The organism is Rhizobium anhuiense (assembly GCF_003985145.1).
Classification (GTDB): Bacteria; Pseudomonadota; Alphaproteobacteria; order Rhizobiales; family Rhizobiaceae; genus Rhizobium; species Rhizobium anhuiense.
This window is the reverse complement of sequence record NZ_ML133521.1, coordinates 644,524-662,484: the sequence shown is the minus strand read 5'-3', so window position 1 is coordinate 662,484 and position 17,961 is coordinate 644,524. Positions and strand designations below refer to the sequence as shown.

Here is a 17,961-nt window from a genome sequence, read left to right as displayed (position 1 = left end):
GCACGAACAAAACACAGCAGAGCCATCGGCCTGCCCGCGTCGGCGTGTGCATGTTTCTGGGTTGTGGTTTGTCTGAATGCCTTGATCAGTTCGTCGCGGCGATTTCCGCATCGAACCTGCGGAGCAGTCGGCTTCGTTCATCCGGCGAGCCGAAGGTGGCGAAGTCATAGTCGACCATCTTGATCATCGAGATATCCGGGGCTGCAAGCGGCAGGGTGGATTTCGCGTTGGATGGAACTTGGTTCTGGCCGGACGCCGCGCCCGTACCCTGCCCTTCCGGGCTCAGCGCGAAATCGACGAAGCGCTTTGCTTCCTCGATATGCCTTGCGCCTTTGACGATGCTCACGGCGCCGATCTCGTAGCCGGTGCCCTCGCAGGGTGCGACGATGACGAGGGGAAAGCCCGCTTGCTTCTGCGTCACGGCATCATGCATGAAAGAAATGCCGATGAGCGTTTCTCCTCGCGCCGCCGCCTTGATCGGCGCAGCCCCCGAGGGTGTGTAACGTTCGATATTGCGATTGAGCGCAGCGAGATAACGGAAAGCCTCATCCTCGCCGAAGAGCTGAACCAGCGTCGCAAGCGTCGTGAAGGCGGTGCCAGACGAATTCGGATTACCGCTCTGGATGCGGCCGCGATAGGCGACATCCGTGAGGTCCTTCCAGCAGGTCGGCGCGGGCAGCTTCAGCTCGCGCAGCAGGTCGGCATTGTAGGCAAAGCCGAGCGCCCCCGCATAAATGCCGGCTGAGCGGCCGCCAGACATGGCGAAGAAGTTCTGCGCCCAGGGCAGCATGTCGCGCTCATGGGCCGGCTGGTAGGGTTCGAGCAGATTTTCAGAACCGGCCTGCAGATGAGTATCGCCCGTGCCGCCCCACCAGACATCGACGGTAGGTGCTGTTTTCTCCGCGCGGATCTGATTGAGAATATCGCCGGTGCTCTTGCGTGTCACCGAAATTTCGAGCCCGGTCTTCGCCTCATAGGCCGTCTTCATCGCGGCACACCACGTCTCGTCCACCCCGCACAGAACGGTGAGCGACGGTGCTGCGATGCCGGTGCTGGCGCTCGCCAGCCACAAAGCTGCTACCGCGCTGAAAGCGGTGATGCCTCTCACAACTTCCTCCCATTGGACCTTGCGTCCCAATCTCCGTAATCAGGATGTCACATCTGCTTCCCCGCGCAATCGAAGAATGGTTACGGTTCTTACAGCCGGAGCCGGTATCACCCTCGAAAAAATGACAAAGGTTACAAATGTGACAAACCGCATAACACGAGCTCGCTTTGAAGATCGTGACATCTCTGCCTATAATAGGCACGGGAGGACGTGCATGTGTTGAATGAGAGGATAACCATCCTGATCGTCGAGGACGATCCGGACATGGCGGAGCTTATCTCCGACCTCATAGAGGCGGAAGGTTGGACAGCTCTAACCGCGCCATCCGCGGAAGAGGCCGCGATCGTCCTTTCGCGCGAAACCGTGCATCTCGTGCTCGTCGACCATAACCTGCCCGGCACATCCGGACGCACCTTCGCGCAGCGCCTGCGCGCGCAGGCCAATATCGGCATTGTCATGGTGACCGCTGCAGGCAGCGCCGTGGACCGGGTGCTGGGTCTCGAAACCGCGGCAGACGACTATGTCGTCAAACCCTTCGAGCCCATCGAATTGACGGCCCGTATCAAAGCCGTGCTGCGCCGGACGATTCCCTCGCTGAAGCCGGAGCGCGAAAGCGAGCGGGAGCATGAACCCACATCCCTGAAGCTCGGCGAATGGTCGGTGGATCTCAAGAGCCGCCGCGCCATCTGCCGTACCGACCCCGCCAAGTCGCTCACGAGCGCCGAATTCGCGCTGCTCGAAATCCTCGCCGAAACGCCAAACACACCCGTTAGCCGCGCGCATATCCTCGATCGATTGGGCGCGGAAAGCGAGCGCTATATCGACCGCAATGTCGACGTGCTCGTGCTGCGTCTGCGTCGCAAGATCGAGCGCAATCCAGACCTGCCGCGCCATATCAAGACGCGCCGCGGCAAGGGCTATATTCTCGACACAGACGATAGCGAGACCGCACCGTGATCAGCCGTCCGTTCCTCTCCTCCATCGCCTTTCGGCTGCCCTTCGCCATCGCCTTCATCTGCGTGCTCGTCTTCAGCCTTGCGACCATTGCCGTCTACGGCCTGCAGCGGGCGCGCCAAGAAATGGCCGCCTATGGCTTGCAGGCGTTTTCGGCTCTCGCCAAGGCCTCGCTGGTCTCGCGGCAGGTTTCAGACCTCGTCTCCAGCGCACCCTTCCTCATGAATTCGACCTCACCCTACCGGGTCTCTAGCGAAAGCCGCTCGGTCGTCCTGCAGGTCGATGCGCTTTTGCGCGCGATGCAACCTGAAAACGACCGGGCTGCCGTACGGGGTTTTGCCAGCAGCCGCATCGTAGAGCTGCTGGAAACCATCCGCACGCAGACGACGACGCTTGCGGGCGACGCGGAATCGGCCCAGCAGCACAAGGCGGAGGCCGCGGCAGCACTCGGCGAGATCGCGACCGGCAGCGGCATTGGGGATGCAGGTTTCCGCAGTCGGCTGAACGCCATCGTCCAATCCGCCTCCAATTCGGATAGCCTCTTCCAGCTCGGCGAATTGCGCCGGCGCTACGTCTCGGAGACCGCCCCGCGACTCGAACGCGCCGCGCCGGACACCCGGGTCGCCGCCGCCGAGCTTGCGCCTTACGAACGGATCTTCGAGGCACAGACGCGTTATCTGCTCGAAATGTTCGCCATCCGCGCCGCAGTCTCGCGCCTGCACAGCGTCTCACGCGATCTGTCGCATGCGACGGAAACCCAAAGCGAGGCCGTTGCCCGCAACCTCAGTGACGACCTCGTCTCGACCTCCGATGCATTGAGCCGCATCCTCGTCATCGTCGCTGTTGCCTCGCTGTTGGTCCTGGCAATGGCCGTGGTCTCGATCCGATCGGTCATGCGTGTCTCACGCGGCATCGTCTCCCTTTCGAACGGCATGAACGCACTGGCAGAAGGGCGCAAGGATGTTGATACGCCTCGCTATGACGGCACGGAAACCGAGCTGGTGCGCCTGCTCGAAGCTTTCCGCGCATTCCGGGAGAGCGTCGAGCGCGTGACGCGGCTTCGGCGTACGGCGGAGGCCGCCGCACGCACCATCCGCTCCACCTTCCGCAGTATGAACGAAGGCATCGCGCTATTCGATCCGCGCGGCCGGCCGATCACCATGAACCGGCGTGTCATCGAGCTGGTGGGCTGGTCTGGTTCGGCCAGGAAATTGCCGCTTCGCAGCTTCGTGACGCCGCTGCCGGAGATTGATCGGGCCCTTCTGCCGGCTGAGGATGATGCGGGGCTGCTCACCGACCGCTGTGTGCTGCGCCATCGCTCCGATGTCGGACAGGTAACCGAAGTGTCGGTATCGCGGCAACCGGACGGCGGCGTCGTGCTGCTGGCGCGCGATATCACCGACATGGACCGGCAGGAGGCGGAGGCGGCAAAAATCCAACGGCTCGACGGCATCATGCGTATGACCCATCAGGTGAGCCACGAAGTCGGCAACATGATCGGCATCATCACCGGCAGCCTCGGCCTGCTGGAGCGCGAAACCGGCTTCAATGAGCGGCAAAAGCGACACCTCGCCCGCATCCGTAAGGCTGCCGACCGCGGCAGGTCGCTGGCCGGGAGTATGCTTTCCATCGGCAGCCAGCAGCCGATCCATCCCGGCGCGGTGGAGATCGGCGCGGTGCTGCGCGGCATGGCCGACGTATTGGAAATCGCCATCGGCGAAAAATGCCGGCTCGCCTTCGAAATAGCCGGCGACCTGCCCACCGTCCTCATCGACACGGCGCTCTTCGAACAATCGATCCTCAATCTCTGCCTCAACGCCGCCGCGGCTATGCCGGCAGGTGGAACAATTCTCATACGTTGTTCCCGCAGTGAGGCCGGCGTCAGCGTCAGTGTGACAGACGACGGCATCGGCATGACACCCGAGGCCGTCGACAAAGCCTTCGAACCCTACTTTACCACGCGCGACGCGGAAGGCGGCGTCGGTCTTGGCCTAGCAGTGGTTTATGGATTCGTACGCCAAAGCGGTGGCGACGCTCGCATTGCCTCGGTGCCGGGCAAGGGAACCGTCGTTGAACTTTTGTTTCCGGCATGAATTGTCACTTTCGCCTTTCATCGCACCAGTTCGCATGTGCCGAACGCACAAGAACGCACGGAGCCGCAAAAAAGGCATTGAATCAAGAGCATCTGCCGACTCGCAATACGAGTGAGATATCAGCGTTAAGTCATTGAAACTAGATTCGTTTCGACTTGGAACAAAGCGTCACTGATTCGGTTGAGTCGGGTTGGTTGCGTCAGGAGTCCGCGAAGATGGTTACCCCGCGAGCGAATTGGAAAGGCTATATCAAGTTTGGAGAGGTCGCGTTCCCTGTTGCCTTTTACACAGCGGCATCGTCCTGCGAACGGATAGCCTTTACATGATGCGTCCACGTCGCCCCTCCCTGCCGTTGCTCGACGAGTCACGCTTAACGCTGCTGTCTCGTCCGATCCGCAAGCGCGACCCCGACCAGCCGAGTCTACCCTTCGATCCAATGCCGTCACGCGTCGAGCCATGTCTCGCGCTGCTCAAGCCGACCGTGCCTATCGGATCGGATTGGCTCTATGAGGTGAAGTGGGACGGTTATCGATTGGCAATCCACATCGAGCCAAAGCGCGTGCGGGTCATCACTCGCGGCGGCCATGACTGGACCCACCGCTTCCCCACCATCGCTGCTGCGGCAAAAGACCTTGGGGTAACAACTGCCATCCTCGATGGTGAGGCGGTCGTTCTTGACGAGCGGGGCCGATCTGATTTTGCCGCCCTGCAGCGTTCGCTCGGCGGGCGGGGGGGCAAACGGGTATCGACCGAGTCCAGCCTTTTCGCGTTCGACCTGGTCTATCTCGATGGGCATGATCTGACCCGCACCGAGCTTGCAGTGCGCCGGCACCTGCTTGAAGACCTTGTGCCGGAAGACGGCGACGGCGCGATCCGTCTTTCCGAGGAGATAGAACTGCCCGCCGAAGACCTGCTCGAGCACGCCTGCCATCATCAACTGGAAGGGATCATCGCCAAGCATCGTGACCGACCTTACCGAAGCGGCCGGACCGGTGACTGGCTGAAGATCAAGTGTGTCCAGAGCGAAAGCTTCATGATCGTTGGCTACGAGCAGTCGGCAGTCGCGCGGGGCGGCATCGGCAGCTTGCTGTTGGCCGGTAGGAAGGGATTCGATTGGGCTTTTGTGGGATCAGTCGGGACTGGATTCACTGCGAAGGATGCCGAGCACCTGAAAAAGACGCTCGATCCGTTGAAGACGAACCGGCCGGTCGTTCCGCTGAGGGGCAAGCGCTACGTCTTCGTGCAGCCGACGCTGATCGCTGAGATCGAGTTTCGGGGCTGGACTGGGGACGGCAACCTCCGTCATGCATCGTACAAGGGGCTTCGGGAGATCCAGGACAACGCGGCAGTGTATGATTTGACGGAATGATCCGACGCCTGGCCAGCTGGTCGTCCTCTGCAGATCTTGGCCGGCCCCGAATTCGCAAAGCAATGCCGGCTACCACCTCGAGCCAGATCCGCGATGAACTACTTCTCAATCAAGCCGCCACCCGGGCCTTTGCGAGGCGCTTCATCGCCTGCTCCAGCGGCCGCTGGCCGTCGCAATAGTCCTCCCAAGCCGACGATTTCGACAGAAGCGCCGGAACAGTGCGGATGGTAAAGCGCTTGGGGTCGAGGCCGGATTTGACCTGCGTCCAGCTCAACGGCATCGAGACAGTGGCGCCCGGTCGAGCCCGCGGCGACAACGGCGCCACCGCGGTTGCCATTCGGTCGTTGCGAAGATAGTCGAGGAAGATGCGGCCGTTCCTCAGGCTCTTCGTCATCTTGATCAGATAGAGTTGCGGATTGTCGCGCGCCATCTGTTGGCAGACGTCATGCGCGAAGCCCTTCGCTTGCGCCCAAGAAAGCGGCTCGCTCTTGTCGACGGCAAGCGGGGTGACGACGTGCAGGCCCTTGCCGCCGGTTGTCTTGCAGAAGCTTATCAGGCCCAGTTCGTCGAGACGGTCGCGCATTTCGCGGGCTGCGGAAACGACCTCGGAGAAGGGCACACCCGGACCTGGATCGAGGTCGAAGACCAGTCGTCCCGGCACCTCAGGCTTATGCGGCTCGCAATTCCAGGGATGCAGTTCGACGGCGCCGATCTGCGCGACGGCAGCCAGACCCTCGACCCGGTCGATCTGCAGATAGGGCTTTTTGTCGCCGAAGACTTTGACCAGTTCGAGCAGGTTGGAGGTGCCGGGCATAGCATGGCGCTGGAAGAACTGCTCGCCGCCGACCCCGTCGGGTGTCCGGATGATGGAACATGGACGTCCCTTGATGTGCTCGATCAGCCAGGAACCGACCGCTTCGTAGTAACGGGCCAGCTCCTCCTTGGTGACGTGTTTGCCGTCATTGGCATCCGGCCACAGCGGCTTGTCAGGGTTGGAGATCAGCACGTCCATGACCTCCGCCTTGGCGCCCTTTCGCCTGACCGGCCTGGCCTTCGTCTCCGCCGCCGGCTGCGGCACGTCCGTCTGCGCGGGTTTCGCCGGCCGTTCGGCCTTGACCTCCTTGGCCGGCTTGTCTGTGCGCAGCCCCTTGAACGCCGCCTGCCGGACAATACCGTCGGCCGTCCAGCCTGCGAATTCAATTTCCGCCACGAGCTCCGGCTTCAGCCACTTGACCTCGGCCTCCTTTTTCGGCGCGCCGATGCCGGTGAAAGGCGATTTCACCGTCTCGAGCGCCTCCAGCTTCGGAAGCAGCGTTTCCACCTTCTTCGCACCATATCCGGTGCCGACGCGGCCGACATAAACGAAGTGGTCGCCCCGGTAGACGCCGACCAGCAGAGATCGGAATTTACCGTTGGTCTTGGCATAGGCGCCGATCACGACTTCGTGGCCAGCGCGGCATTTCGACTTTGCCCAGCTTTCGGTGCGGCCGGATTGATAGGGTGCATCCGCCTGTTTCGAGACGATGCCTTCCAGTGACAGTTTGCAGGCAGACCGAAGGACCGCATCACCGCCCGTTTCGAAATGCTCGACGAAACGGATGCGCGGATCGCTGCCGGCGTCGGACAGAAGGCTTTGAAGCCGCTCCTTACGCTCGACGAGTGGCAAGGATCGCAAATCTTCGCCACCCTCATAGAGAAGATCGAATGCGAAATAGACGAGCTCGCCGGTCCTGCCTTCCGAGAGAGCCGCCTGCAGGGCTGCAAAATCCGGCGCGCCGCTTTCATCGAGTGCGCAGATCTCGCCATCGATGATGGCGTCCGGCAGGGCCGACGCTGCCTGGGCAATCTCGGGATACTTGCCGGTCCAGTCGAGTCCTTTCCTGGTCTTCAGCGTCGTCTCGCCATCCAGCACCCGCATCTGGATCCTGTAGCCGTCGAACTTAATCTCGTGAATCCAGCCGGTGCCGGGGGGCGGGCGCTCCACGGTTTGGCAAAGCTGCGGCGCAATGAAATCAGGCAGATCGACCGTTGTGACCGTCTTCGATTTTCGCCCGGCCCTGTCATCCTCTTTTCGCTCTTCGGCCGCCAGTCCCTGATTGCTGTCCCAGACGGCATCGGCCTGAACGTCGCCGCCCTCGACCATGAAAGGCTTGGGTTTTCGTCCCCTTCCCGTGGCAATCATCTCCATCGTACGTCCGGAGGCAACTGATGTCTGGTTTTCCTCAAGTATGGCCGCGCCGTTCTCGTCGACGGAGAACTCGTCGTGGTGTTTGATCAGCAGCCAGTTTGTCCGCTTGCCGCGGTCGCGATCGTTGCGCATGCGCACCAGCACGAAGCTGCCGTGCAGCCGTTTGCCCTCCAGCGTAAACTTGAAATCGCCTTTCGCCAGGGCCTGCTCCGGGCTCATCTTGCCTTCCGGTTCCCAATAGCCCCGATCCCAGAGCATGACCGTGCCGCCGCCATACTGGCCTTTCGGAATGGTGCCTTCGAAATCACCATAGTCGAGCGGGTGGTCTTCGACCTCGACGGCCAGCCGCTTGTCATGCGGATCGAGGGACGGCCCCTTCGTGACGGCCCACGACTTGAAGACGCCATCGAGCTCGAGCCTGAGGTCGTAATGCAGGCGGGTAGCATCATGTTTCTGGATGACGAAGCGACGACGATTGCTGCGCGCGAGGCGCTTTTCACCGCTCGGTTCGGCGGTTTTCTGAAAATCGCGCTTCGACCGATAGGTCGATAGTTTGTCCGTGGCCATGGTCGTTCCCAAAAAGCGGTCCGACAATGAAATGTCAGCAGGTGGCTGGAAGTTCCGTGGCGTTGCCTCAACGCACCTTAGGGCGAGGGCTAGTTCAGCGGCCTGGCCATCCTGGATGCTTCATAGACGCCAATGGGAAGCCGGCCAGCCCACGGGTGACCGTTATCCACCCGATGACGACCTCGACAAGCTGAGGCATTCTCATTTCCAGGATTTCTGCTATCGTTCACTTGTCATGGGAGTTGGCGTCATGGTTGCAGCAAGTTTGGTTCCGGATGCGTTTTACTGGGCGAAGTCCTCGAAGCACTTCGACGGACGAATAACGATCGTTCAGGTCTCCACGGTTTTCGGGGAGGATCCTGCTTACTGGACGCTGGCGCTCGTGGGAACCGATCAGCACGCCATGCCCGCGGACTTCGAGATCATCGCTTCGGCAGAGCTCGCAGACGGATACCCCCTCCGTCATGCCGCCGAGTGAACCACCAATCCGACAAGTTTTCCCTTCGGAGGATCACCGGAACAGGATGATTGGCTTCGCCGCGCTCGGCCTTGCGGAAACTCGGTGCATTAAATTCGCTCGGCGCGTGGGATGCAAACCTGGTAAGTCGCCAGCCGTCGAAGCGTGTAAGCGAGCTCGTCGGCATCATATGGTTTGGAGAAGAACACCCCACGCTCGGGCAGGCCCTCCCTGCCGATCGTCACCCTCCCCGACACGACGACGATCTCGATCAGGGGCCATCTTTCGCGGACCAAGGCGGCCAGCGCCAAGCCATCCATCGTACCCGGCACCTCGACCTCGGTCAGGACGATGGCGATATCGCTCCTGCGTTCCAGGATGAGGACCGCATCATCCGCGTTCGTCGCCTCGAGCGCTTCCAGTCCGACCGCTTCGACAACGTCCACCGCCATCATCATCAGCAGGGGCTCGTCTTCGACGACGAGCACTGCATGCCTTCCGTGAGGATGCGTCATGCCGTATTACCGTGAATCATAACCGCGAACCTCCGCATTTCAATTTGGTTCCCGGACGTCCATTTGATGGTTGGCAGGTTTATGCGCCCGTTTTGCCGGGGGACTTGAATTGAACATAACCCGAAGCTATCTACGGATCATCGGCGTTGCTGGTGAGTGCTCCACGCGAGTGTTCGCGACTGCCGAAGTCGCTTATCTGCTTTTGACCACGGATGTACTGGCACTGGTGTGAAGAGCGATGTTGGAAAGGTCGGTGCGATTTCGCCCCGGCCTTTTTTATTGCCCGCTGCTCGGGGTAGAGAGCTTGGCCCCGCGTTTGACGGCGCTCGCGCACCGAGAATTCGGAAAAAACCGGTGCGTTCACCATCTCCGTAACGTCCGGTTGGCACGCCGCGACCTCGGCGAATAAATCGGCAGCGGTTCGGCCGGGCCGAGACTCTTTGGGCCGGTAAAAAATGTCTCGCCTTAATCTCCTGTGCAAAGGAAAGCACAACTTTAGGAGTTAAAAGTCCCATCGCCTATGTGAGGCTTTTGAATTGCTCATTGGAGGTCGGTCGCTCCACGCCTCATTGTCCGCTCGTTTTGCCGCGGCACCGGGAGGGATAGTGTTATTTCGGGGTCTCGTCGCCGTATATTTAAAAAAATCAATTGCATACTTCCCTGCGGCGGCGAGGAACAAAAATCTTCTCTGGCGGTTTTGAGAGCATGGATCTGCCTGATCCGCAAACGGAGGAAACACCATATGAAGAAGATCATGTTGGCAGCGGCAATTTTTGGCGCCTCTGTCGTCGCAACTTTCGCCCAAACACCGCCGGCTCCATCTCCGGATGGAAATACACCAGCAGTTGCAACCCCGGATACCAAAAATCCGACTGCGCCCGTTGAGGGTGCCAACAGCTTTACCGAAGCTCAGGCGAAGGATCGCATTGCGGAAGCCGGCTACACCGACGTCAAGGATCTCAAGCTCGACGACAAGGGGATCTGGATGGCCTCTGGCATGAAGGATGGCAAAGCCGTCTCCATAGCCCTCGATTATCAAGGCAACATCGTCGCCAAGTAACCCAAGGAGAAGCATGATGAGAACTGTAACCGGACTTTTCGATGACTACTCTGACGCTCGCTCCGCCGTCACCAAATTGGAAGCGGCAGGCGTTCCCTCAACCGACATCAGTATCGTCTCCAACAAGGCCGGCCGCATCGATCGCGACTCCGACGTTGGAGAGGATGCCGCGACCGGTGCCGGCATTGGCGCTGCCCTCGGAGGCGCTGGCGGCCTGCTCACCGGACTGGGCCTGATGGCCATTCCCGGTGTCGGACCGGTGGTTGCCGCAGGCTGGCTTGCCGCGACTGCGGCCGGGGCTGTTGCCGGCGCCGTCGCTGGTGGTGCCGCTGGTGGCCTAATCGGCGCCCTCACCGACTCCGGCGTCTCGGAAGATGATGCCCACCTTTATGCCGAAGGCGTCCGCCGTGGTGGCAGCTTGGTTACGGCCCGGGTCGACGACGCCCGCGCTTCCGAGGCGCAGGCCATTCTCCAGGGTTCGAACTGGGTCGACCCGGTTGAACGTCGGCGTGCCTATAACGAGCAGGGATGGACCCGGTTTGACGATACGCTCGATCCATATGCCCCTGAACAGATTGCGCAAGAGCGCGACCGGTACCGGCGGACCGCCATCTAACCGGCTTCGAGTTCAACCCTCCTCGCGCTGCGCAAGGAGGGTTGAAGTGCAGCTGGCGTCTCCCCTATCGAGCACCATCTTGCGATAGCGGCAAAAGCCACACGTCGCTTGATGAGATGGCGTTTCCGCCGCGGGGATCGATGGCCGCGGTGGTATGCCATGGCTGGCAATGAAATCGCGAAGAGCTGCTTCCGCGTGCTTCGCCTTGGAGCAGCAACGCCGATAACGTGCGATCTCCTGAATTTTGAATCATAGCACGTTGCTCTGACCTCAGAGCTGCCGCGGCGAGCTTGTTTTGAAGAGACGGCGTTTCCACTGCCCGTGACGGACATTGGCTTGTGTTTGCCATGGGCTTGTGTTTTTCCGTCGACAACGACGGAGCGGCGCCTGGCCGATAATCGCGATAGAGGAATGGATCACAATGCTCTCCGCCGAACAAAAGAGTGAATTTCATCGAGCCTTCGAACGTCGCCGGCCTTATGCCGATGGTGAAGCGGACGCGTATCTTGAATCTGACAGCGTCACTGCATTTTCTCCTCTAGAAGACAGTGACCTTTCGTTTCGGTTGGCGCTGACCAGCAATGAGACACTCGACCTTGCGACCAACCCGATCTGCGCGGGACGGCTGGCCGCAGCCTTGCTCGACCTGATAGCGAAGAGGGGGACTTTGTCGTCGACCTGACGATCTGGGACGCTGGAAGCGGGGAGCAGCTTGTGATGCTCAAGCCCTGACGAGCCCACGGTTAGGATACCGCGGCGATCTTCGCCGTCAGCGGGTGCATGTAACCCACTTTCGCGTTTGCGCTAACGAAGACGAAGACGAAGACGAAGACGAATTTGGCCGGTCAGCCTGGGTGATCAACTGGCTTGGATAGCCCGAAACCTGCGCACTCTAGCATGCGATCCGCAGGTTTTGTCCGAGCACCATCGTCTGAGGCCGCCACGAGATTGATCCAGAAAGAGCCAGCCGCAATTTGGACCTTGACACGCACGTACAGGACGGCGTGCGTGTCGCGACGTCAGCAGTTCGGCGGCTGACTGGGCGATACGAGTACTGATTGCATCCAAATCTTTGGCATCCGCCGGACGCCACTGGATCCTGCCTCCAACGCAGCTCAGTGATTGCTGCAGTTGCGCACGCCGGGCCATGCCGGCAACGAGGTCGAGATCGTCCCGGCTGATCGGGCTTGCATCATATTCGGACAGAAACAGGCGGCTAAGAGCCTCCCGCAACTCCTTAGCTTCTCCGAGTTCCTTTTTCGCGTCGGACGGCGACCCGCCGGCCTTAGCTAGTAAGGTATCGCGTTCTTTGTCGTCGATCAGATCGAGACGACGGGCCCAGGCCACGAGGTCATCGTAGCTATTCAGGAAATCCGGGCCCCAACGTTCACCGCGACTATCGACCGTGTTGACGAAGTCGAGCGCTGGATGACCGCCGAGAAGGCTGATGTCATGGATCGTCTTTAGCGTGTTCATAATTTGAATATCGTTTCCGGGAACGATTTGGGCAAGGGCGAGTTGTAACGGTCTAAATGATTTTTACACGTTACACGGATCGGAGCCCCGATGCCCAGCGGTGCCAACAAAAATCATCTGCGCTTTCTGATGTTATGCATAATCTGGGGAAGCACCTGGATCGGAACCAAGGCCGGCATCCAAGCCGTGCCGCCGCTCGTGTTCGCCGGCACGCGGTTCACCGCTGCCGGCATGTTGCTTCTTCTCTACGCTTGGGCGAATGGCAACATAGCGGGGCTGAAGGTGAGAGATGGCATTCGCTTTACCGCCGCCAGTATGCTGATGATTACGCTCTGCTACGGCCCATTGTTCTGGGGCATGCAGTATATCAATTCCGGGACTGCCGCCGTTCTGGAAATGTCGCTCACTCCGATCGCGCTCCTGGTATTTGCTCTCCTGCTAGGCGAAGAGACATTGGATGGCCGGCGGATCTTCGCGATCGCTCTGGGGGTCTGTGGACTGGTCGTCCTGTTCTGGCCGGCTTCCGCCTATGTAAGTCTGCCTGAAGCCTTCCCAGGCGCGAGCCTATGGGGGGGATTGGCGGTTGCATCAGCGGCCTTCACCTATGGTTACGGCTCGGTGTTGGCCCGTCCACTTCTCCGATCCTATCCGGCCTTGTTCGTTTCAGGTGTGACGACCTCGTTCGGAGGCTTCGTGCTGCTGATGGTAGCCCTGGCTTTCGAACCGGGGGCAGTTTCCGCCCTCTCCGGCGACTGGGGCATGATTGCCTGGCTTGGCTGGTTCTTCCTTGTGATCTTTGGCTCGCTAATCGGCTACACGACCTTCATGCGCTTGCTGCGGGATATCGGCGCATCCCGCGCCGGTAGCTATGCCTTCGTTTCGCCGGTCATCGCTGTCGCCCTCGGCGCTGCTGTCTTCGCGGAGCGGATAACAGTGATGGATGTGATCGGCATCATCGTAATGCTGAGTGGCGCCTGTCTCGCCATGTCAGGAGCGCCGGCGACCGAACATGCCGCTCTCGAAAGCTGAATCAGATCGAACTGAGTTCCAGTTGTATCAAATGTTGGAGACCAGAGATGGCAACGACACTGATAACGAAAATCCAGCAGGGGCAAACAGGCGCCTGTTCTTGAGGCAGGGCGGATAGTGGAGCCCTTATCGTTCGCATCCGCGAGCTGGAGGCGCATCGGCCGGATGTGCTCGGAAACGTGCCGGCTGAGCGCTGCGACAAGGGCTTCGGCTTCATCACGCCTGAGGGCGGCGGACAGGATGTGTTTGTTCACGTCTCTGCCTTGCAACGCGGCCGTTCGCTGCGCGAAGGCGATAAGGTCAGCTTCGAGGTCGGAGGACCGCAAGACCGGAAAGTCGAAGGCTGAGAACGTTTCGGTCTTCTGATCGGCTGTCGTAGATTTGCCAGGCTGCTTAGACAGGCGAGCCCAGCACCACGATGTCGTCATAGACCGGCGCGACCGTGCCGAAGATAGCGCGGCCGGGGAAGGCGCTATGCCGGACCTCGCCTCCGATGAGGCGAGGTCGTCACTGATACCCCTAGATGATAGCAAGGCGCGCAGGCCGAGCCGGATGCGCGGTCGGCTTTCTCTTCCAAGGAACAAGAACGGACGGCATGCCGGCTTCCAAGCAGGCGGCCACGAAGGCCTCCCGCGCGATAATGCCGGCGGTGGTGTCGTTGAGGGCGCCACGGCACGTCTTGACTGCTCGCTCGTGGCGCTCTCCGTGACGCAACGGCCATTCGTTTTCGAGAAAGTCCAAGGCGTCGTATGCGCCTGTGAAACTGCGCTCCAAACCGCACTGCAGCCGGATTCTTACCGGCTGGGTCCATGGAACATCGTTCTGCGGCATTTTTTCCTCCTTTCATGCCACCAATGGTCCTGTCGAAATGATATTGTTAGGGATAGCCGATCATTCAAGGACCGTCAGAACCGTCGAGTAGCCCATTGCAAACGCCAGCGCCGTCCCCAATGTCAGGCGGCGTCCTAGAAACAGGATGAGGCCCTTTTTCTTGCGGGCCCTGGGAAGGATCGGGCCATCATATGATCATGAAACTCTTTTCCAACTCCAGTCGCTCCCGAGAGCGCTTTCTCGAAGCCATTCTCCAAAGTGCGATCGAATATGCGATCATCTCGACAGATCTGGATGGGCTGGTGACCACCTGGAATGAGGGCGCGCGACGGATCCTCGGATGGGATGAGGCCGAGATGGTCGGCCGGCCTGCGGCCGTGATTTTCACCGAGGAAGACCGGCAGGCGGGGGTTCTTCAACGGGAAATGACCGCCGCTTTGACCGAAGGTCATGGCAATGACGAGCGCTGGCACGTTCGCAAGGACGGCTCGTTGTTTTGGGCGTCGGGTCAGATGATGGCATTGACGACGGATGACGGCGAAGTCGAGGGCTTCGTGAAGATTCTCAGAGATCAGACAGAGCAGAGAGAGAACGAGGAACGACAGCGCGTTCTGATGCACGAGCTCTCGCACCGGATGAAGAATACGCTCACCGTCATTCAGGCTATCACCAGCCAATCCTTCCGAAACGCGAGCTCTATAGAGGATGCGGAACAGGCGATCTCGGCACGGATCAATGCATATGCCAAAGCGCACGAAATTTTGCTACAGCGGAATTGGCTGGGCGCTACCCTGACGGCGATTGTCGAGGCGACGGCTATCAATCTCGGACTAGAGACGTCGGAACGGTTCAAAGCAAGCGGTCCTGCTGTTGAATTGGGTCCTCAGGCGGCTCTTTGCTTCTCCCTCGTGCTGCACGAACTTGTCACCAACGCCAACAAGTATGGTGCGCTATCGGGAGAGACCGGGATAGTCGAAATCGATTGGTCTGTGCGCGACGAGGCGGGTGACAAGCGCCTAGACTTCCGTTGGCGGGAGGTCGGTGGCCCTGCGGTAGAAGCGCCGGATAAGAAGGGGTTCGGCTTTCGACTCATCAACTCCAGTCTCTCCGCCTTCGGCGATGTCACTGTTGGCTACGCGCCGACAGGTTTCGTCCTGTCGGTGGACGCATCGCTTCTGAAACTGCAATTCAAAACGTATTCCGACGCTGAGGAATAATTCGAGAGAACGATCTGCAAGAGTTAGGGGCGCTTGGCGTCGTCGGTTCGGAACCATTCGCACCGATTGACATTGCTTCTGGATCTCGCAAACGGCGGACGCTTGATGCACAACAACAGGAAGCAGTTCTTCGTCCTCGCTCTTGCCTTTCTGATGAGCATGTTCTTTCGCAGCTATTTCGGCGTGGTCGGTCCGATGGTCGCTGCCGACATCGATCTCGACCCCAGCCGCTATGGATACGCGGCGTCGGCCTTCTTCATTTCGTTCGGGCTGCTGCAGATGCCACTGGGCTCAGCCTTCGACCGCTTCGGCGCAGGAACGCCTATGACTGTTTTAATGATCGTCGGCGCCATGGGGGCCGCGTTGGTCGCCATGGCACGAACGGCCGGACAGCTTGTTGCCGGTCAGGCGGTCCTGGGCGCGGGATGCGCGCCGATCTTCATGGGAGTGGTCTATCAGTTCGGAAGTCTTGGCGACGGGGTGGCCGCGCGGAGAAAGATCACCGCCGTCAGCGCTGTTGGCACCATCGGCGCCCTTCTATCGGCGTCGCCTATGGTTTGGCTTTCTGAAGTCCTCGGGTGGCGCGGGGCGATGCTTGTTGCAGCGTCAGCGATGGCGCTTTGCGCGGTTGGCGTCGCCTTTCAAATGGCACCAACGCCACAAGAAGGACAATCGGAAGAGGCGACTGAGAGCAGGCCAGCGGGCTTAGTCTACCTCTTGCCAATATGCCTAACCCTGTCGCTCGGAGGGACTTTTCGCAATGCTTGGGCGACCCCTTACCTGTCCGGGGTGTTCTCCGCGGATCAGCGTGTCTCAGGTTTCGCGCTGACGATCGTGAGCGCCGTCGGCATAGGGACGTCCTTTGCTATTCCCGCGCTCGTATCCAAAGTGTCACCGCGAAGCATCGTGACGGCTGGGATGGTCGCGGGGACGATCGCCGCTTTCGCCATGGCCGTTTCACCCGGCTCCAGTATTGTCGCCGCCGTCGCTCTGATCTGCCTGCTTTATTCAATCGGCAACCTCCATCCCCTGGTTATGGCCGAAGCGCAGGAACTTGCACCTTCCAAGCACCGAGGCCTTTTGTTGGGCTTTCTCAACACCCTTGTGTTTTTCGGAGTTGCGATCTCTTCGGCTGTATTTGGATGGATCGCCCAAAGTGCCGGTGGACCCTCCGCCACGTTTGAGATCATCTTGTTCAGTACCGCAGGCTGTCTCGCCATCGGCCTGACAGCGTATTTGGCGAGGCCAGCCTGGCGGAGCATCGCAAACCAACGTTAACCGGTCGCCGAGCGAAAGGTGGATCTGTCGAGCGCCAATTTGCGGCCGATCCGAGCATAGCCAGCGTCAAAGGCAGGTCGTGCCCCTCTGTCGCGCGGAATTTATTTCAGTTCAAATTACTTAGTCACTGCTGGAACTTTTTCTGGAGCGTCGCGTTTTGAGCGCGGATGTGATTGCGATTTTTCGCTAACGTCCGCCTTTCCATGTCCGCTCACCATTGCGCCCCGCGTCTCCGCGGGGCGATTTTTGCGTATATTTGGTGGGGATCAGCTCCCAGTGTTAACCTGGTGCATGGCCACTTCTGATCTTGCCTTGTCGACCAGTCAAAATGCTCGTCAATCGTTGATCTTAGCTGTGTTCTCGGGCCGAATTGGCGGGCCCACCTTCCACTGAACGCTTGGGGTGCCGTTGATCGGCGTCTTCCCCGATCCTAATGCTTGCCGACACTATTCGTATTGTCGGTCAGCAGACGCAACATGCCCCACGCCGTGGCTCGTGACCGCTCTATCGCCGGGAAGCGAAAAGATCTGTCGCCATAGGCCAATCATGCCGATTCATCTCGGTTTCGCGACAGCCTGCAGGGTTCTGTAAATTTTGCGGTCATCACCGATTTTTGAATACCGGAGGCGTTGTTGTTGTGTTTTTCCAGTGTGTTAGCAGCCGGCGATGAAGAGTGCTAATTTTTTTGTTTTGACCTCTTGAAATCAAAAAACCGACAAACCAGATCATTTTGCGCAAAACGCTCGAGTGAGGTTTTGCACCCGCCCGGACTAGTCATCCGGTCCGGGCGGGGGAACAACGTCATCATTGTTTGTCCATCGGAGGGAAAACATGTCGTTCCGACCGCTTCATGATCGCATTCTTGTCCGCCGGGTTGAGTCTGAAGAGAAAACCAAAGGCGGAATCATCATTCCCGATACCGCCAAGGAAAAACCTCAGGAAGGCGAGGTCATCGCCGTCGGCCCCGGCGCGCGCAACGATGCCGGCCAGATCCAGGTGCTTGACGTCAAGGCTGGCGATCGCATCCTGTTCGGCAAATGGTCCGGCACAGAGATCAAGATCAACGGCGAGGACCTGTTGATCATGAAAGAAAGCGATGTCATGGGCGTCATCGAAGCCCCGGCAGAGCAGAAGCAGGCCGCCTGAGCCGTCCACCCCACCAATCTATCAGTCAAATAGCTGCCTATTAGAGGAGTTAGAGAA

Annotated in this window: 16 protein-coding genes and 2 pseudogenes; 13 read left to right on the top strand and 5 right to left on the bottom strand. The window is 59.8% G+C overall.

Translation table 11 applies throughout. The features are described from left to right. Positions 1-85: 85 nt before the first annotated feature. On the bottom strand, positions 86-1,108 hold the full coding sequence (locus EEQ99_RS03300) for an ABC transporter substrate-binding protein (protein WP_028755972.1): 1,023 nt from the start codon (positions 1,106-1,108) through the stop codon (positions 86-88). A 216-nt stretch (positions 1,109-1,324) separates the two neighbouring features. On the opposite strand from EEQ99_RS03300, the gene EEQ99_RS03295 reads away from it, so the two are divergent. From EEQ99_RS03295 to ligD (EEQ99_RS03280), 4 genes and pseudogenes are all read left to right on the top strand, one after another. Beyond that, positions 1,325-2,065, top strand: a complete 741-nt coding sequence (locus tag EEQ99_RS03295) for a response regulator (RefSeq protein ID WP_028755973.1) — start codon at positions 1,325-1,327, stop codon at positions 2,063-2,065. Further along, complete coding sequence (locus EEQ99_RS03290; protein ID WP_028755974.1) at positions 2,062-4,155, top strand: ATP-binding protein; 2,094 nt, start codon at positions 2,062-2,064, stop codon at positions 4,153-4,155. Before EEQ99_RS03295 ends, EEQ99_RS03290 begins: the two co-directional genes overlap by 4 nt. A 215-nt stretch (positions 4,156-4,370) precedes the next feature. Next, a pseudogene (locus tag EEQ99_RS35045) lies at positions 4,371-4,475 on the top strand (non-homologous end joining protein Ku); the annotation flags it as partial. A gap of 2 nt (positions 4,476-4,477) precedes the next feature. Continuing rightward, a complete protein-coding gene (ligD, locus tag EEQ99_RS03280) occupies positions 4,478-5,524 on the top strand; it encodes a non-homologous end-joining DNA ligase (protein WP_127430016.1) in 1,047 nt (348 codons plus the stop codon). A 109-nt stretch (positions 5,525-5,633) separates the two neighbouring features. On the opposite strand, the gene ligD (EEQ99_RS03275) is transcribed toward ligD (EEQ99_RS03280), so the two are convergent. After that, positions 5,634-8,279, bottom strand: coding sequence for a DNA ligase D (gene ligD, locus EEQ99_RS03275; RefSeq protein ID WP_127430015.1), 2,646 nt, complete (start codon positions 8,277-8,279; stop codon positions 5,634-5,636). 250 nt (positions 8,280-8,529) lie between these two features. Between ligD (EEQ99_RS03275) and EEQ99_RS03270 the strand changes: the two genes are divergently transcribed. Further along, the gene (locus EEQ99_RS03270) at positions 8,530-8,757 is read left to right on the top strand and encodes a hypothetical protein (protein WP_028755977.1); all 228 of its coding nucleotides are present in this window, start codon (positions 8,530-8,532) and stop codon (positions 8,755-8,757) included. A gap of 89 nt (positions 8,758-8,846) precedes the next feature. Here EEQ99_RS03270 and EEQ99_RS03265 read toward each other — a convergent pair whose 3' ends face one another. Next, positions 8,847-9,251 carry a response regulator gene (locus EEQ99_RS03265; RefSeq protein WP_049810872.1) on the bottom strand — a complete coding sequence of 135 codons (405 nt, stop codon included), beginning with the start codon at positions 9,249-9,251 and terminating at the stop codon, positions 8,847-8,849. 742 nt (positions 9,252-9,993) lie between these two features. Between EEQ99_RS03265 and EEQ99_RS03260 the strand changes: the two genes are divergently transcribed. The 3 genes from EEQ99_RS03260 (at position 9,994) to EEQ99_RS03250 (ending at position 11,609) form a co-directional block, all read left to right on the top strand. Further along, complete coding sequence (locus EEQ99_RS03260; protein WP_028755978.1) at positions 9,994-10,311, top strand: PepSY domain-containing protein; 318 nt, start codon at positions 9,994-9,996, stop codon at positions 10,309-10,311. A 16-nt stretch (positions 10,312-10,327) separates the two neighbouring features. Next, complete coding sequence (locus tag EEQ99_RS03255) at positions 10,328-10,927, top strand: general stress protein (RefSeq protein WP_028755979.1); 600 nt, start codon at positions 10,328-10,330, stop codon at positions 10,925-10,927. 421 nt (positions 10,928-11,348) lie between these two features. Continuing rightward, on the top strand, positions 11,349-11,609 hold the full coding sequence (locus EEQ99_RS03250) for a hypothetical protein (protein ID WP_244604757.1): 261 nt from the start codon (positions 11,349-11,351) through the stop codon (positions 11,607-11,609). Between the two features lie 176 nt (positions 11,610-11,785). Here the strand turns inward: EEQ99_RS03250 and EEQ99_RS03245 are convergent, their stop codons facing one another. Further along, complete coding sequence (locus EEQ99_RS03245) at positions 11,786-12,403, bottom strand: CGNR zinc finger domain-containing protein (RefSeq protein ID WP_028755980.1); 618 nt, start codon at positions 12,401-12,403, stop codon at positions 11,786-11,788. A gap of 90 nt (positions 12,404-12,493) precedes the next feature. On the opposite strand from EEQ99_RS03245, the gene EEQ99_RS03240 reads away from it, so the two are divergent. After that, entirely contained in the window at positions 12,494-13,432 is a 939-nt protein-coding gene (locus EEQ99_RS03240; protein ID WP_028755981.1) for a DMT family transporter, read from the top strand. 167 nt (positions 13,433-13,599) lie between these two features. Next, a pseudogene (locus EEQ99_RS03235) lies at positions 13,600-13,798 on the top strand (cold-shock protein). A gap of 153 nt (positions 13,799-13,951) precedes the next feature. Here EEQ99_RS03235 and EEQ99_RS03230 read toward each other — a convergent pair. Further along, the gene (locus EEQ99_RS03230; RefSeq protein WP_028757698.1) at positions 13,952-14,263 is read right to left on the bottom strand and encodes a DUF982 domain-containing protein; all 312 of its coding nucleotides are present in this window, start codon (positions 14,261-14,263) and stop codon (positions 13,952-13,954) included. Between the two features lie 191 nt (positions 14,264-14,454). Between EEQ99_RS03230 and EEQ99_RS03225 the strand changes: the two genes are divergently transcribed. The 3 genes from EEQ99_RS03225 (at position 14,455) to groES (ending at position 17,904) form a co-directional block, all read left to right on the top strand. Then, a complete protein-coding gene (locus tag EEQ99_RS03225; protein WP_028755970.1) occupies positions 14,455-15,480 on the top strand; it encodes a sensor histidine kinase in 1,026 nt (341 codons plus the stop codon). Positions 15,481-15,546: 66 nt separating this feature from the next. Then, positions 15,547-16,758: an MFS transporter gene (locus EEQ99_RS03220; RefSeq protein WP_127430013.1), complete on the top strand. Its 1,212-nt coding sequence runs from the start codon at positions 15,547-15,549 to the stop codon at positions 16,756-16,758. 831 nt (positions 16,759-17,589) lie between these two features. After that, complete coding sequence (gene groES, locus EEQ99_RS03215; RefSeq protein ID WP_028757336.1) at positions 17,590-17,904, top strand: co-chaperone GroES; 315 nt, start codon at positions 17,590-17,592, stop codon at positions 17,902-17,904. The last annotated feature ends 57 nt before the right edge of the window (positions 17,905-17,961 follow it).

Bases quoted from the DNA above. Each gene is read 5' to 3' on its own strand.
- ligD (WP_127430016.1), top strand. From the start codon at position 4,478: ATGATGCGTCCACGTCGCCCCTCCCTGCCGTTGCTCGACGAGTCACGC.
- ligD (WP_127430015.1), bottom strand. From the start codon at position 8,279: ATGGCCACGGACAAACTATCGACCTATCGGTCGAAGCGCGATTTTCAG.
- EEQ99_RS03270 (WP_028755977.1), top strand. From the start codon at position 8,530: ATGGTTGCAGCAAGTTTGGTTCCGGATGCGTTTTACTGGGCGAAGTCC.
- EEQ99_RS03265 (WP_049810872.1), bottom strand. From the start codon at position 9,251: ATGACGCATCCTCACGGAAGGCATGCAGTGCTCGTCGTCGAAGACGAG.
- EEQ99_RS03260 (WP_028755978.1), top strand. From the start codon at position 9,994: ATGAAGAAGATCATGTTGGCAGCGGCAATTTTTGGCGCCTCTGTCGTC.
- EEQ99_RS03255 (WP_028755979.1), top strand. From the start codon at position 10,328: ATGAGAACTGTAACCGGACTTTTCGATGACTACTCTGACGCTCGCTCC.
- EEQ99_RS03250 (WP_244604757.1), top strand. From the start codon at position 11,349: ATGCTCTCCGCCGAACAAAAGAGTGAATTTCATCGAGCCTTCGAACGT.
- EEQ99_RS03245 (WP_028755980.1), bottom strand. From the start codon at position 12,403: ATGAACACGCTAAAGACGATCCATGACATCAGCCTTCTCGGCGGTCAT.
- EEQ99_RS03240 (WP_028755981.1), top strand. From the start codon at position 12,494: ATGCCCAGCGGTGCCAACAAAAATCATCTGCGCTTTCTGATGTTATGC.
- EEQ99_RS03230 (WP_028757698.1), bottom strand. From the start codon at position 14,263: ATGCCGCAGAACGATGTTCCATGGACCCAGCCGGTAAGAATCCGGCTG.
- EEQ99_RS03225 (WP_028755970.1), top strand. From the start codon at position 14,455: ATGATCATGAAACTCTTTTCCAACTCCAGTCGCTCCCGAGAGCGCTTT.
- groES (WP_028757336.1), top strand. From the start codon at position 17,590: ATGTCGTTCCGACCGCTTCATGATCGCATTCTTGTCCGCCGGGTTGAG.